We start from the raw sequence: 13,986 nt of genomic DNA, 5'->3' as shown, positions 1-13,986 counted from the left end.
TACCAACCTCGAGGTGGGGGCTGATCGGAGGCCGGGCGTCCCGGTGAGCGGACGTGCGCGTCCTGCCGAACGACGCTCCGGGGTGTTCCGCTCGGCTCGTACGCCGTATGGTCCAGCGTGTGAACGACTGCGTCTTCTGTCGCATAGTGGCAGGCGAGGCGCCGGCGGCGAAGGTGTACGAGGACGACGCGCTCTGCGCGTTCCTCGACATCCGGCCGGTCGCCCGCGGGCACACGCTGGTCATACCGAAGCGGCACGCCGCCGAGTTGGAGGACCTCGACGCCGAACTCGGCGCGCGGATCTTCCGGGCCGGGCACCGGCTCGCACTGGCCGTCCGGCGCAGCAGCCTCGCCGCCGACGGCGCCAACCTGGTGCTCAACGACGGAACCGCCGCGTTCCAGACCGTGCCGCACGTCCACCTGCACGTGATCCCGCGCAGGCACGGCGACAAGCTACGGTTCGCCAAGGGATTCCTGCTGCGGCGCCCGCACGATCCGGTGACCACCGCCGCCGCCATCCGGGACGGCATCGCCGCATTGGACAACGAGGGCGAACGCCCGGAAAAGGAAATCGACGGATGACCGAGACGTTCGATCGGGCCACGCTGATCGACCTGCTGGCACAGCAATGGGACGCGATCGACGCGCTGGTCGCTCCGCTGGACGAGGACCGCTGGCGCACCCCGTCGTCGCTGCCCGGCTGGACCGTGTTCGACGTCCTCGCCCATATGGTCGGCACCGAGTCCTGGCTGCTGGGTGACCGCCCGCCCGCGCACGACCCCACCACCGCGAAGACCGATGTGCGCACGCTTCCCTACGTGCGCAACGAGACCGCGGTGCTCAACGAGATCTGGGTGGACCGGTTGCGTCCGCTGTCCGGCGCCCGGCTGCTCGAGTTCTATCGCGACGTCATCGCGCGCAGACGCGCCGCGCTCGCGGCCATGGGCGACGCCGAGTGGGAGAAGGAAACCATCTCGCCGATCGGGCAGGTGACCTACGGCAGGTTCATGCGGGTGCGGTTGTTCGACTGCTGGATGCACGAACTCGACATCGCCGACGCGCTCGGCGTGCCGGTGGAAGAGGGCGGGCCACGCGGCCGGCTCGCGTTCGCGGAGTTCGCGGGCAGCATTCCGCGCGTGGTGGCGAAGAAGGGCGAGGCGCCGGACGGCGCGCGGATCACCTTCGCGCTGACCGGCCCCCTGGCCAGGACCTTGCACATCGAGGTGGCGGGCCGGGCGCGCTACGTGGACGCGTTCGACGAACCCGCCACGGTAGAGATCGGCCTGGACTCGAGGCTTTTCGTGCGGCTCGGCGGCGGTCGGACGGACGCCGGGGAGCACCTGGACGAGATCACCATCCAGGGCGACGCCGAACTCGGGCAACGCATCGTGCGCCACCTGGCCTTCACCATCTGATCCGCGATGCGGCTGTTCCTGTCCAGCTATCGCTTCGGGGCGCACTACGACCGGCTCGCCGCGCTCGCGGGCCCACCCGGCCGGGTGGCGCTGATTCCGAATGCCTGCGACGCCTGGCCGCAGGTGTGGGCGGGCGCGGTGACCAGTGACATGGCGCCGCTGCGCAAGCTCGGCTACCGGCCCGAGGTGCTCGACCTGCGCGAGTACGCCGGTCGGGAAGCCGAGCTGGAACGGAAGTTGGCCGAATTCCCGCTGGTGTGGGTGCGCGGCGGCAACACCTTCGTGCTGCGCGCCCAGTTCGCCCGCAGCGGCGCGGACCGAGCGCTTCTCCGGCTGCTCGCCTCCGACGCGCTCGTCTACGCCGGTTACAGCGCCGGGGCCTGCGTGATGACACCGGACCTGCACGGCCTGGAGTCGGTGGACGATCCCGGCGAGGTCGCCCCGGCGTGCGGCATCGAACCGCGATGGGACGGATTGGGATTGGTCGACCGCCGGATCGTGCCGCACATCGCTTCGGCCACCGACCCCGACGGTGAGTGCACTCGGCTCGCCGCCCGCTACCGCGCCGGAGGCGTCGAGCACTGGGCCCTGACCGACGAGGACGCGATCGTCGTCGACGGCGCGCGCACCGAGGTGCTCATCGCTCCGGTGGTGTCGTGAGCGTCGTCTTCACCTCGCGTCCGGCGCGAGTTCGGGTTCCGGCTCGGCAACCCGGCGGAAGACCACCCAGCGCATCGCGCTGTACATGTAGACGGCTTCGCACGCGCCCGCCAGCAACCGGGACAGGTGGTACTCCAGCCCCAGCGCGGTGAGTCCGCTGCCGACGCCGAGGATGAACGCGAGGTAGTTGACCACGACCACCCCCACGTACACCGTGGCCTGCCTGCCGACCGGCGCGTGGGAATGGAAGTTGAACCTACGGTTCAGCACGAAGGCGAGTCCGAACGCGCACACGTACGCCACGGTCACCGACAACCACACCGGCAGATCGAACGAGCCGTGCAAGACGGTGAGCAGCGCCAAATCGACGGCGAAGGTGCCGCTGTTGATCAGCGCGAAGCCCAGGAAGGTCGGCGGGACGAGACGGTCCAGCCCCAACGGCAGCCGCTGCACGACCGCCTCGCACCAGCGGGTGAACCGGTCGGCGATCATATCGGCGGTCTCGGACAGCTCGTGCACGCGACCAGGCTGCCAGCGGCAGATGTCCGGCAGATGAGCGGGCGGCGACCACCCGGTGGATCAGCTGATCTGCGCCCGGCCGGGACCGTCCTCGGCCTGGTCCAAGCCGGCCCAAGCCGCCAGGCACCGCCGCCGCGCGACATCGTCCGCGTCCGCCAGCAGCGCCTCCAGCAACTCGCGGGGCTCGCGGCGCCAGAGGTCGGCCAGCTCGGCGAGGGCCTCCTTGCCGAAGACACCGGAGCGGTCCAGCGCGTTCAGCCACTCCTCGTGCTCGCCCGCGTGCACACGGCGCAGCACGTCCGGGTCGATGCCGCCCTCGACGAACTCGCTGGAGAACATCGCGGCGACCAGTTCCCGGCGACTGGGTTGTTCGCCCTGCATCCGTTCCATCCCTCCAAGTGGTACGCGGCGAACCGCATGGTCGGCCTGCGCCACGACACGGCGGCGCGGGAGAACTCGATGCCCCGAACACTAAGCCCCTGTGGGCATTCTGGTCTCCCGGCAGCGGTAATACCACTGTGGCGGGTGACATCACATTCCGGGGCTTCCGCCCGCCACATGCGCACGGGTCGGCCGATCAGCAAACCGCGGGCACGGGGAGCTAGCGTGAAGTTGTGGACCTGCATGACTTGATCGCCGCCCTCCCCGACGGCACGGTGCTCACCGACGCGGACCTGCTGGCGAGCTACCGCCAGGACTGGGCGCGGGATCCGGACGCCGGGACCGCCCTCGCCGTGGTGCGGGCGACCAGCACCCACGACGTGGCCGCCACGCTGCGATGGGCCAGCGCGCATCGTGTCCCGGTGATCCCGCGCGGAGCCGGATCCGGGCTGTCCGGGGGCGCCACCGCGGTCGACGGAGCGATCGTGCTCACCACCGAGCGGATGCGGGATATCACGGTCGACCCGGTCACCCGGACCGCCGTGGTGCAGCCGGGCCTGCTCAACGCCGAGGTCAAGCGCGCGGTCGCGGAGCACGGGCTGTGGTATCCGCCCGACCCGTCGTCGTTCGAGATCTGCTCGATCGGCGGTAACGCGGCGACGAACGCGGGCGGACTGTGCTGTGTGAAATACGGCGTGACAACCGATTACGTGCTCGGGATGCAGGTCGCGCTCGCCGACGGCACCGTCGTGCGGCTGGGCGGTCCGCGATTGAAGGACTCGGCCGGACTGTCGCTGACCAAGCTGTTCGTCGGCAGCGAGGGCACGCTCGGAGTGATCACGGAACTGACCCTGCGACTGCTGCCCGCGCAACCGCCGCAGAGCACGGTCGTCGCGAGCTTCCCCACGCTCACCGCCGCCACCGAGGCGATCCTGACCATCACCGGCGAACTGCGGCCCTCGATGCTCGAGTTCATGGACTCGGTGTCGATCAACGCCGTGGAGGACGAGCTGCGGATGGGATTGGACCGGCAGGCGGCCGCGCTGCTGGTCGCGCGCTCCGACGCACCCGGCGAATTCGCCAGGCGCGAGGCCGAGATCATGGCGGCGGCCTGCGAGAAAGCAGGCGCCACCGAGGTTTTCCACACCGAGGACCCCGCCGAGGGCGAGGCGTTCGCGGCCGCCCGGCGGCTGGCGATTCCCGCCGTGGAGAAGCTCGGTCCGCTGCTGCTCGAGGACGTCGGTGTGCCGCTGCCCCGGCTCGGCGACCTGGTGAGCGGCGTCGCCGAGATCGCCGAGCGCAACGCGGTGACGGTGTCGGTGATCGCGCACGCGGGCGACGGCAACACCCACCCGCTGATCGTGCACGACCCCTCCGACGCGGATCTCACCGAGCGGGCGCATCGCGCCTTCGGCGAGATCATGGACCTGGCCATCGCCCTCGGCGGCACCATCACCGGTGAACACGGCGTCGGCCGCTTGAAGAAGGCATGGCTGCCCGATCAGCTCGGCCCCGACGTGATGGCCCTGACCCGGCGCATCAAGGACGCCCTCGACCCGGACGGCATCCTCAATCCCGGCGCGATCCTGTGACCGCCGCGACGGAACATTCCCAGCCGACAAGGAGTTCTACCCCAACATGACGACCAGGCTCGAACACAACGTCGCCGATACCCGTTTCGAGATCTACATCGACGACACCCTCGCCGGGTACGCCGACTACGCCGAACGCGAAGACCCCAAGGTCCGCGACTTCCACCACACCATGACCTTCCCGGAGTTCCGGGGCCGCGGAGTAGCCGCCCAGGTCGTCGAATACGCCCTCGACGACTCCCGCAAGTCCGGATTCTCCGTCATCCCCACTTGCTGGTACGTGGAGAAGTACATCGCCGAACACCGCGAATACGCCGACTTGGTCTCCTGAGCAGCACCGAGCCGCTCAACCGCCGCTTGCCTCGAGCAAGCCTCGGATATCGATTTTCGTCATGCGGTGCACCGCGGTCAGGATCCGTTCGGCCCGCCCCGGTTCGGCGCCGTCCAGCAGCTCGCCCAGGGTTTCCGGGATGACCTGCCAGGTCACGCCGAAACGGTCGGTCAGCGAACCGCCCGGCCTTTCGGACCCGAAGTCGCCGGGGTCTGTTGGTCGGTAGCGCGGTCAGGACGTCCGCGACCACCTGTCCAGAAGGCTCTTCCATGCGAGCGCCCAGGGGAACTGGTCGAGGTACCGGTCTCCCGTTCCAGGGTCATGTTGGCGGTATACGTTGTCGCCGACCAGAACGGTTACACCCCATCGTTCGAGCTTGGCCATCGCTTCCTGTACAGCAGGGAATCTGATCTGTGCCCAGTTCGAGAAGGGCATTGCGACGATGGGCAGTTGCTTGCCGACGCCTTCGACCAGCAGACCCAGCGGCAAGGTGTCCGAGATCCCGGCGGCCCACTTGGCCAGCGAGTTACAGGTGATCGGAGCGACGATCATCGCGTCTGGGGGTGGCAGCACGTCCGGCGCGTCAGGGTCTTTGTACTCGCTGCGAACTGTGTGACCGGTCAGTGCAGCCAAGGCGGCAGCGTCAATGAATCGCAGACCATCCGGGGAGGCGATGACGCAGACGTCCCAGCCGTCACGTTGGGCCAACTCGACCAGTTTGCCGACATCGCGTGCAGCGGGTGAACCCGTCACGAGGGCGTACAGGACCGGGCTGCGGTGTTCGTTCGTCTCTTCCATCGGCTCAGCCCTTCACCCCGCACCACGCCGCGAAATTCGCCAAGCTGCTGGTGGTGCGCGCGTCACGCGCTGCCAATGCACGAACCGTCTCGTGAACTTGTGGGTGGTAGCGGGTCAACTGGGGCGCGATGCGTCGTGCCTGACTCAACGATTCCAACGCGCGCCGCCGGTCGCCGTGTAGCAGCCACGCCCGCGACAGATCGATCCAGTAGTGGCCGCTGCGGCTCGGTGCCGTGTCAGCCGGGAGGCGAATGCCGTCAGCTCTCGATACAGCCGTGGTGCCGTCACACAGTTCGACCGGTACCGCCACACGATGAATATCGACGTTTGCCGCACCGAACTTCGTTCCGTAATGGTTTGCTGCCTCATGTGACGGCACCGCTAGTTCACCCGCCGCGTGTAAGTGCTCGTCGGCAAGTTCACCGTCCCCACTTCGTGCCGCCAAGACCGAGGCCCGTAGGTGCAGAGCGCCGCGGACCGCTGATGAACTGGGGTCCTTCGGCGCCAGGTCGACGAGTGCCGCGGCCCGGTCGATGCTCCGCAGTCCTGCGTTGTACGACCCATCGAAGAGCAGAATCAAAGCGTGGTTCCACTCGCTGACTGCGGCGCGCAGCGGGTCTCCGCCGAGGGATGCCGCCCGCCTCGCGCGCTCATCCGCCAAGTGCGCCAAGTCGAGATGCCCTAGCCGATACAGGGCTACGACAGCGTAAGAGTAGGCAGCAGAGAGCAATTCGAACACTTCTGCGCGATCCGAGGCCGCGGCATCCTGACTGGCCCGATGCAAATGGCGTAACACGTCGGGTAAGGCCCGCACCGCTTCCGCGTGCTTCGTTCGTCGGTCGAACTCTTTGATCTCAGCGACCGCCGCTCGAAGCTCGACCAGCCCTCGAACAGCGGTATCGATATCCGGATCGTCACCTTCTACCAACGCCTGCCGAAGCCCTGGCACACCCGACTGCTCTGAGTCCGGTGCAGCATTACGCGACCAGTACGGCTGTTCCGTAAGGTCGATCACGCTGACACCCAACGCCGCCGCAACCGCAGCGATAAGCGACGGGCTAGCCGGCCGGGTGCCACGCTCCACCTTCTGCAACAACGATGACGACACACGCGCCCGCCGTGCCAGCGACACTTGCGTGACACCATGTGTTTTACGCACCTCGGCAATCCGGACACCGATGGCTGTTCTCGACTCGCCGGTCATATGCCCAGCGTCCAACGCTGAGAACCCCCACGTCAACCAAACTCGGCAGTGTGCCGATTTTGTGCAAGTTCCGGCGGACGATCTCCGCCACCCTCGACTCAGCCCCGACGCCGGGTGCCGCCGGTTCCTCATCCCGGCCCTGCTGGTCGCCCGATGATGGGCGGCCGGCGGTTGGGCCTCGGCGTCGGGTGCACACCAATGCATCGAGCAGGGGAGCCGATTGTGGATTCATCGAAACACGCTGGGCACACACCATTGTCGTTGTGCCACTTCTACCGGCACGTCTGTGACCTGCCCGCCGAAGTCCACCCACCGCATCTAGGCCGCATCACGCTACGCGCAGGGCGGGTCTGTGGATTGATGATGCCCGCGTTCATCGGCTCAGAAGTCAAAGCATGGATGCACCGCACGGGTCAGCCATCCGGACCGGTACTGACGCATCCGCGTTCGCAGCGCTGGACCTTCCTCACGGAGCCGGACTTACCGGAGGACATTCGATTGTTCGCGGAGATGTCGCGACTGAGCGTGTCGATCCTTCGTGCCGGAGAGATCGCGTTGCCCGGTCCCGGACAGCGCCCCGGTTTGTTCCGGGCGTGGGTGCAGCCTCCCCGTGATTCCTATCGGCCGCCGGGGCGGGTTGTGGTCGAGGCGATCCGGGGATGCGCCGCCCAGCGCTCCAGGCAGCGTCGGGCGGTGAGGGCGTATGCCTGACACGACCACGGTGCCGTACGGGTGTGGTCCCGCGTGCCAGCCCGTGCAGCCGCCGCAGGCCGGTCGGTGATTGGGGACCAGGACGCCGAGCGCGCCGAGGCCGAACTCGACGTCCTCACCGACGTGATCGGCACCCTCGTGGCGGCCACCGCGGATGCGTTGCGGGACGGGATGAGCCATACCACCCGTGTTCGCGTAATGGCGGTGGTCGTCTATGCACTGATCAGCAGCGCCCGCACTGCCGCCGGACCGCACACCGGCCGCTTGTACGCCGCACCGCTGCTCGATCCGATCATCGACAACATCCCCGCCGCCGATGACATCACCCTTCTGGATCTGTTGATTCCCGCGGTCATCGGCCATCACCTCAACAACACCTGAACCACCCAGACCGCCCCAGCGCACCGCGCCCCTTGGTCCCCCTTTGCAACCCACGGGAAGGGAGAAGGCTGCGCGGACGGGAGTCCGCATAGGTGCACCCAACCGAACCCGTCCGCGGGCCTTGCTCAAACCGCCGAACTCATTGCACTACAGCAGCATTCACGTACAGGTGAACCGATCATGGAAGGCCCGCATGCAACCCGAACCAGCCGAACCCATCCACTCCTTGCACGGCATGACCTCACCTCTGCCGGACGAACTCGGCGTGCAGCCGATCGCGCGAATGCGCGGCCACAACCTGCGTTACGCGGCATGCTTGACTGCGGCCCTGGTATTCGTAGAAGACGAAAGTATCCACCGTTGCACCGACGATGTAGCCATCGCCAGCGGTGCGACTGATCGACTGCCCCGGATGCCGTGCGAGCGGCTGCACGTCGAGCGACGATGCGACACCCCGGCCTCCGCACACCATTTGCCCGGCGACACGTACCGACGTGACACTGTAGTGCTCGAAAACCGCGATATGAGACAGCTCGCACGAGGGGAAGGCTTCGCCAGTGGACGACGACCAGATGGGTTTTGATATCGAATTCGATGCCGCAACGGAGGCGTACTTGGATTGGGTTGCGCCGGAGCGCATGGAATCGGCCATTCGGAAATTCTTGTCCGACACGGTTCCCGGAGTCGCTGCTTACACCGATGCATGGTGGAAACCGCCGTTGACGTTGCAAGTTTTGGAAGCGGCACGGGATCGTTTCCGTGACCGCAATAAGTTCATTTCGCCGGAGAATCGGGAGGCCGCAGATCAATTCGTTCGGTTCTTGGGGGAAGCTTGCGTGCGGCGGCATGCCGGGATGACATGGACGAATAGCCCGGACTCTGGTGCGCCTTTATATTCCGATTTCGGACCCGCTGTGCACTTCTCTGACAGTGGTCTCGGCTGCGAGCTGATATCACTGGCGGAAGAGTTGTTCATGGAGAATTTCGGCCCCGAAGGAGTCGAATACAGCATTCGCATGGCCGGTAGACCTGCCTGATTCGACCGTTATGGGGGGCGACAGTGCCCGATGAGTACGATGCCATCCGGCGACGATTGACCAACTACGAAAAGGGCCTGTACTTCGAACTGGGAAGAGCGCAGATCCGAGGCGAGACTCGCGAACGCGGTTGGGTGCGTCAATTCGCAATCAGAATCGGAAAGAGCGTACGCGTACTGGATTCCGCACGCACCCAGGGCAGGGGCGCAAACGGTGTCGAACGAAAATCAGGCCGTGTCAACGAGCGGGAAACACTCAGGCAACTGAAGACTGAACGCGCGGCGCTTCAGGCAGGAATACTTACCCAAAGCCGATGGGAGACCGTTTCCGGGGAAACGGTGCCACGCTCCGTCCTCGAATACATGCGTGAAATAGCCCAGGAATTCCCGGGCAGGTTTCAGCACGAAGTAATCTCGAGGCCGGATGCACTTCGCGCGATGCAACTCGGGCGGTCGCTGGTATCTCGACAATTGGAGCTGATCCGACCGTATGAGTTGAATCGAGCCGACCGGGCGCGGGAACGGTTGGCGAAGATCCGCATGATTGTGCGGTCGCAAGAGCGAGCCGAGAAGTTTCGGAAGGCGCAGCAGTTCCGGGAGGCCGCTGCGCGAGGCCGCGCGGATGCGCCGCAGCAGGTCGAACGCGACCGGCAGGCCCGAGTAGAGGTCGAGCGAGCCAGCCAAGCACGCCAGACTCCGGAAACCGAACGGGCACGGATCGAACGGGAAGCCGCCGAACGGGTGGCGCAGGAACTCCCGGCGCCCACCCAGCATCAGGAACGCGAAACCACCTACACCGCAGAACAAGCGGCCCGAGAAGCAGCCGACGCCGCCGGCGTGGAACGCGAAGCAGCCGAGGCACGCGCAGCAGCAGCCGAGAAGGAACGGGAAGCGGCGTTCAAGGAGTTGGACGAGGCACGCAATGCGGCGTTCAAGGAGCTGGACGAGAAAGGCCGACTGTCAGAGGTCGAAAGACTTCTGTGGCTGGGGCAAGCGCATCACCCGCAGGCAGCGGTGCGGCAGCCCCCTGGTCACGCGCCGAGCGTGGCGCGTGGCGGCACCGGACACGGACAGGACCGCGCACGCGGGTTATCCCGCGAACAATAGCCATCCGCGCTCGATCGCCTCACCGGGTGGTCGGTCCGTGATCGGGGATGGGCTTCGGGTCTGCCGTGCGAACGGCTGCGCTACACCCCTGACATCGTGAGACGTCGCACGGGTCGACAGCACGACACCCGGCAATTGAAACGGAATGCTCCGTTCTGTACAGTTCAAACAGAACGAAGCATTCCATTCCAATAGGAGCCATTCATGAGCACCATCAAGCCCTTCCGGGTCGACATTCCGCAGACCCAGCTCGACGATCTGGCCGAGCGTCTGCGCCGCTCCCTGTGGCCGAGCGAACTGCCCGGCGTGGGGGACTCCTATGGCGTCCCCGGGGATCGGGTGCGCGGCCTGGCTGAGTACTGGCTGGAGACCTTCGACTGGCGGGCGCTCGAGGCGAAGCTGAACGCCTACCCGCAGTTCACCACTGAGATCGATGGCGAGAACATCTACTTTCTGCACATCCGGTCAGCGCGCGCGGACGCGCTGCCAGTGGTGTTGACCCACGGCTGGCCCGGATCAGTGCTCGAGTTCCTCGACGTCATCGAGTCGCTGACCGCGCCGGAGTCCGCTGACCATCCCGCCTTCCACCTCGTGATTCCGGCGCTGCCCGGCATGGGCTTCTCCGGCCCCACGCACAGCACCGGCTGGACCATGCGGCGCGTCGCCAAAGCCTGGATCGAGCTGATGGATCGGCTCGGCTACCAGCGCTTCGGTGCGATCGGCAACGACGGCGGCTCGATGGTCTCCCCCGAGATCGGTCGTCTTGCGCCGGATCGGGTAGTGGGTGTCCATGTGACACAGCTGTTTTCGTTCCCGTCCGGCGATCCGGCCGAATTCGTCGGCCTCTCGCCGGAGGATCTGGCGGCACTCGAACACCTGAAGTGGTTCCAGGACAACAAGATGGCTTTCAACATCCTGTGCAGCCAGCAGCCGCAGACGCTGGCCTACGCGCTCTGCGATTCGCCGATCGGCCTGCTGGGTTGGAACGCACAGCTTTTCGGTGAGAGTCTGGACGCCGATTTCGTCATCGGCAACGTCGCCCTCTACTGGCTGACCGGCACCGCGGGCTCCTCGATCCGGTACTACTACGAGGAGGCGCACAGCACCGACCGCCCGACCGGCTCGACCACGACCCCCACCGCACTCGCCATGTTCAAGGGCGATTTCCAGTCGATCCGCCGGTTCGCCGAGCGTGACCACAGCAATATCGTCAGTTGGAACTCCTACGACGCAGGCTCGGCGATCGGCGGCCCGAACGATGCCGCAGGCCATTTCGCCGCGCACGAGCCACCCGAACTGCTCGTCGGCGACATCCGGCGGTTCTTCGCCGCAGTCGGCTGAAGTCCCGCAAGGCGTGACAGTCTCTCGGCAGCATCATCACTGTCACTCGTTTCGACGACGAGGCAGCACGTGTGGAGACCGGTTGATGTTCAGCGACAACCGGGCGCGGAATGCGATCGATAGAATGTTCGGGCGGCCTGTGCTGCTCGACGGCCTGGAGACGGCCTGAGATGCGATTTCAAGCGCGCCCGAACTTCCGGCGATCTACAAAAACATCACTTGAGCAGGGCGCGGCTCATCACCAGGCGCTGGATCTGGTTGGTGCCCTCGTAGATCTGGGTGATCTTCGCGTCACGCATCATGCGCTCCACCGGGAAGTCGGTGGTGTAGCCCGCGCCGCCGAACAGCTGGACGGCGTTGGTGGTGACCTCCATGGCGACGTCGGAGGCGAAGCACTTGGCGGCGGCGGAGATGAAGCCGAGGTTCTGCTCGCCGCGCTCGGCGCGTGCGGCCGAGGTGTAGACCATGAGGCGGGCGGCCTCGATCTTCATCGCCATGTCGGCGAGCATGAACTGGGTGTTCTGGAAGTCGGCGATCGACTTGCCGAACTGCTTACGGTCCTTGGTGTAGGCGATGGCCGCGTCCAGCGCGCCCTGGGCCAGGCCGACGGCCTGCGCGCCGATGGTGGGGCGGGTGTGGTCGAGGGTCTGCAGCGCGGTCTTGAAGCCGGTGCCCGGCTCACCGACGATGCGGTCACCCGGCACCCGGCAGTTCTCGAAGTACAGCTCGGCGGTGGGCGAGCCCTTGATGCCCAGCTTGTGTTCCAGCGGGCCGACCACGAAGCCCTCGTCGTCCTTGTGCACCAGGAAGGCCGAGATGCCGTTGGCGCCCTTCTCCGCGTCGGTCACCGCCATCACGGTGTACCAGGAGGACTTGCCGCCGTTGGTGATCCAGCACTTGGAGCCGTTGATGATCCAGTCGTCACCCTCCTGCTTGGCCCGGGTGCGCATGCCTGCCGCGTCGGAGCCCGCCTCGCGCTCGGACAGCGCGTAGGAGGCCATCTCGCCATTGACGATGTCCGGCAGCACCTTGTGCTTCAGCTCCTCGGAGCCGTTCAGGATCAGGCCCATGGTGCCGAGCTTGTTGACCGCGGGGATCAGCGAGGACGAACCGCAGACGCGCGCGACCTCCTCGATCACGATGCAGGTGGCCACCGAGTCGGCCCCCTGGCCGCCGTAGGCCTCCGGCACGTGCACGGCGTTGAAGCCGGAGGCGTTCAGCGCGGTCAGCGCCTCCTCCGGGAAGCGGGAGTTGCCGTCGACGTCCTTGGCGTGCGGAGCGATCTCCTTCTCGGCGAGAGCGCGGATCGCGGCGCGCAGCTCATCGTGGAAGTCCTCGAGCTTGAACAGGTCGAAATCGGGGTTTCCCGCCATCGGGCTTCACTCCTGGTCGTCGGTGGTGATCGCCGCTTTCCGCCGAGAAAGCAACGCGTCGGCACTCAGTGCCATATATGAGTCGAGTATACCCACATGGACGCGTATCACATGGGAAGATGACGTGGCACTCAGTGTCAGATTGGTCGCACTCAGGGCCACGTCACAGGGTGCCGAGCTTGCGGACCAGCAGGTCCGCTATCTGCCTGGGCGCGGCATCGCGCGGGAACACGGCGACGACCAGTTCGTCGGGGTTCACGGCACGGCCGGCGCCTCGCGGGATCGCGGCCAGCTCCAACCGCAGGTCGGCGGCGCCCGCGTCCGACTCGCCGCGCACCATCCGGCGCAGCAGGTAGTTGTGCGTCGCCGTCACGGCGGCGGCGAACTGCACCCGCGCCAGATCCGGGACATCGGGCAGCCGCTCGCGCAGGTAGTCGGTGAACAACCGTTCGTAACGGAACACCGTGACGATCTCGCGCTCCCGCAACGCGGGCACCCGCCGCACCACCTGATACCGCCGCGCCGCGATCTCCCGCCACTGCGTGAAGCGCTCGAACACCTGCACCACCGCCGCGCACACCGCCTCCCACGGATCCTCGCGCGACGCGGACAGGAACTGCTCGGCCTGCGCCAGCTGAGACTCGTGATCGGCGAAGATCACGTCCTCCTTGGACCGGAACTGCCGGAAGAACGTGCGCCGCGAGATCCCCGCCGCCTCGGCGATCTCATCGACCGTCGTCGCCTCGTACCCCTTCTCGGCGAACAACCGCAGCGCCTGATCCACCACGGTGAGCCGAAAATGCGCGGTGTCGTCGCCTCCCCGCATCCGAGCGATATCCCCTGTAGTCACGACCTCACACCGTAGTCAGCAACCGAAACCCCCAGTTCTCCGCGCCGGAGATTCCGCCATTCGCCGCAGTGCCCTCGCCCGTCGAACTCACCACGCGTCAGGCGGCAGACATGGTGAACCTGCGTGGCCCTGGCGCCCTCGGTGTCCTCGCCCAGCAACCGGGGCGCGCCCGTCCAGCCGGACTGCTCGAACCACGCGAGCAGGCCGTGCACGAACTCGGCATGGGGACCGGGATGGCGGCGAACGGTGTCACCGACTCGCACCACGAAATTTACGGAACCCCCGCGC

16 protein-coding genes are annotated in these 13,986 nt (G+C 66.7%); 9 read left to right on the top strand and 7 right to left on the bottom strand.

The genetic code is table 11. The annotated features are described in order from the left end of the window. The first annotated feature begins 119 nt into the window (after positions 1–119). From ABZ803_RS31975 to ABZ803_RS31965, 3 genes are read left to right on the top strand one after another with little or no spacing between them, the layout of a single operon-like run. Positions 120–581 carry an HIT family protein gene (locus ABZ803_RS31975; protein ID WP_157114050.1) on the top strand — a complete coding sequence of 154 codons (462 nt, stop codon included), beginning with the start codon at positions 120–122 and terminating at the stop codon, positions 579–581. Continuing rightward, the gene (locus ABZ803_RS31970) at positions 578–1,414 is read left to right on the top strand and encodes a maleylpyruvate isomerase family mycothiol-dependent enzyme (RefSeq protein ID WP_357045066.1); all 837 of its coding nucleotides are present in this window, start codon (positions 578–580) and stop codon (positions 1,412–1,414) included. Before ABZ803_RS31975 ends, ABZ803_RS31970 begins: the two co-directional genes overlap by 4 nt. A 6-nt stretch (positions 1,415–1,420) precedes the next feature. Continuing rightward, positions 1,421–2,074 carry a Type 1 glutamine amidotransferase-like domain-containing protein gene (locus ABZ803_RS31965; RefSeq protein ID WP_357045064.1) on the top strand — a complete coding sequence of 218 codons (654 nt, stop codon included), beginning with the start codon at positions 1,421–1,423 and terminating at the stop codon, positions 2,072–2,074. A gap of 9 nt (positions 2,075–2,083) precedes the next feature. Here ABZ803_RS31965 and ABZ803_RS31960 read toward each other — a convergent pair whose 3' ends face one another. After that, positions 2,084–2,566: a GtrA family protein gene (locus ABZ803_RS31960; RefSeq protein WP_357045173.1), complete on the bottom strand. Its 483-nt coding sequence runs from the start codon at positions 2,564–2,566 to the stop codon at positions 2,084–2,086. A gap of 87 nt (positions 2,567–2,653) precedes the next feature. Beyond that, a complete protein-coding gene (locus tag ABZ803_RS31955) occupies positions 2,654–2,983 on the bottom strand; it encodes a hypothetical protein (RefSeq protein ID WP_357045062.1) in 330 nt (109 codons plus the stop codon). Positions 2,984–3,207: 224 nt separating this feature from the next. Here ABZ803_RS31955 and ABZ803_RS31950 point away from each other — a divergent pair, with 224 nt between their 5' ends. Continuing rightward, positions 3,208–4,566, top strand: coding sequence for an FAD-linked oxidase C-terminal domain-containing protein (locus ABZ803_RS31950; protein ID WP_357045060.1), 1,359 nt, complete (start codon positions 3,208–3,210; stop codon positions 4,564–4,566). A 46-nt stretch (positions 4,567–4,612) separates the two neighbouring features. Continuing rightward, positions 4,613–4,897 (top strand): GNAT family N-acetyltransferase, encoded by a 285-nt coding sequence (locus tag ABZ803_RS31945; protein WP_062971064.1) that lies wholly within the window; start codon positions 4,613–4,615, stop codon positions 4,895–4,897. Positions 4,898–4,912: 15 nt separating this feature from the next. Here the strand turns inward: ABZ803_RS31945 and ABZ803_RS31940 are convergent, their stop codons facing one another. From ABZ803_RS31940 to ABZ803_RS31930, 3 genes are all read right to left on the bottom strand, one after another. Beyond that, entirely contained in the window at positions 4,913–5,053 is a 141-nt protein-coding gene (locus ABZ803_RS31940; RefSeq protein WP_357045058.1) for a hypothetical protein, read from the bottom strand. Between the two features lie 75 nt (positions 5,054–5,128). Next, positions 5,129–5,695: a flavoprotein gene (locus ABZ803_RS31935; protein WP_357045056.1), complete on the bottom strand. Its 567-nt coding sequence runs from the start codon at positions 5,693–5,695 to the stop codon at positions 5,129–5,131. A 4-nt stretch (positions 5,696–5,699) separates the two neighbouring features. Continuing rightward, a complete protein-coding gene (locus ABZ803_RS31930) occupies positions 5,700–6,899 on the bottom strand; it encodes a helix-turn-helix domain-containing protein (RefSeq protein ID WP_357045054.1) in 1,200 nt (399 codons plus the stop codon). 777 nt (positions 6,900–7,676) lie between these two features. On the opposite strand from ABZ803_RS31930, the gene ABZ803_RS31925 reads away from it, so the two are divergent. The 4 genes from ABZ803_RS31925 (at position 7,677) to ABZ803_RS31910 (ending at position 11,475) form a co-directional block, all read left to right on the top strand. Beyond that, positions 7,677–7,991, top strand: coding sequence for a hypothetical protein (locus tag ABZ803_RS31925; RefSeq protein WP_357045052.1), 315 nt, complete (start codon positions 7,677–7,679; stop codon positions 7,989–7,991). 557 nt (positions 7,992–8,548) lie between these two features. After that, complete coding sequence (locus ABZ803_RS31920) at positions 8,549–9,028, top strand: hypothetical protein (RefSeq protein WP_357045050.1); 480 nt, start codon at positions 8,549–8,551, stop codon at positions 9,026–9,028. Positions 9,029–9,051: 23 nt separating this feature from the next. Next, a complete protein-coding gene (locus tag ABZ803_RS31915; protein WP_357045048.1) occupies positions 9,052–10,134 on the top strand; it encodes a hypothetical protein in 1,083 nt (360 codons plus the stop codon). Positions 10,135–10,338: 204 nt separating this feature from the next. Beyond that, complete coding sequence (locus ABZ803_RS31910; protein WP_357045046.1) at positions 10,339–11,475, top strand: epoxide hydrolase family protein; 1,137 nt, start codon at positions 10,339–10,341, stop codon at positions 11,473–11,475. Between the two features lie 215 nt (positions 11,476–11,690). Here ABZ803_RS31910 and ABZ803_RS31905 read toward each other — a convergent pair whose 3' ends face one another. Both ABZ803_RS31905 and ABZ803_RS31900 read right to left on the bottom strand, forming a co-directional pair. After that, complete coding sequence (locus tag ABZ803_RS31905) at positions 11,691–12,848, bottom strand: acyl-CoA dehydrogenase (RefSeq protein WP_040865087.1); 1,158 nt, start codon at positions 12,846–12,848, stop codon at positions 11,691–11,693. Positions 12,849–13,011: 163 nt separating this feature from the next. Next, complete coding sequence (locus tag ABZ803_RS31900) at positions 13,012–13,674, bottom strand: TetR family transcriptional regulator (protein WP_063051737.1); 663 nt, start codon at positions 13,672–13,674, stop codon at positions 13,012–13,014. Positions 13,675–13,986 lie beyond the last annotated feature (312 nt).

This window comes from Nocardia sp. NPDC047648 (assembly GCF_040642815.1).
In the GTDB taxonomy this organism is placed as follows: Bacteria; Actinomycetota; Actinomycetes; order Mycobacteriales; family Mycobacteriaceae; genus Nocardia; species Nocardia gamkensis.
The sequence above is the reverse complement of the archived record's forward strand: the minus strand, read 5'-3'. Positions and strand labels throughout refer to the sequence as shown.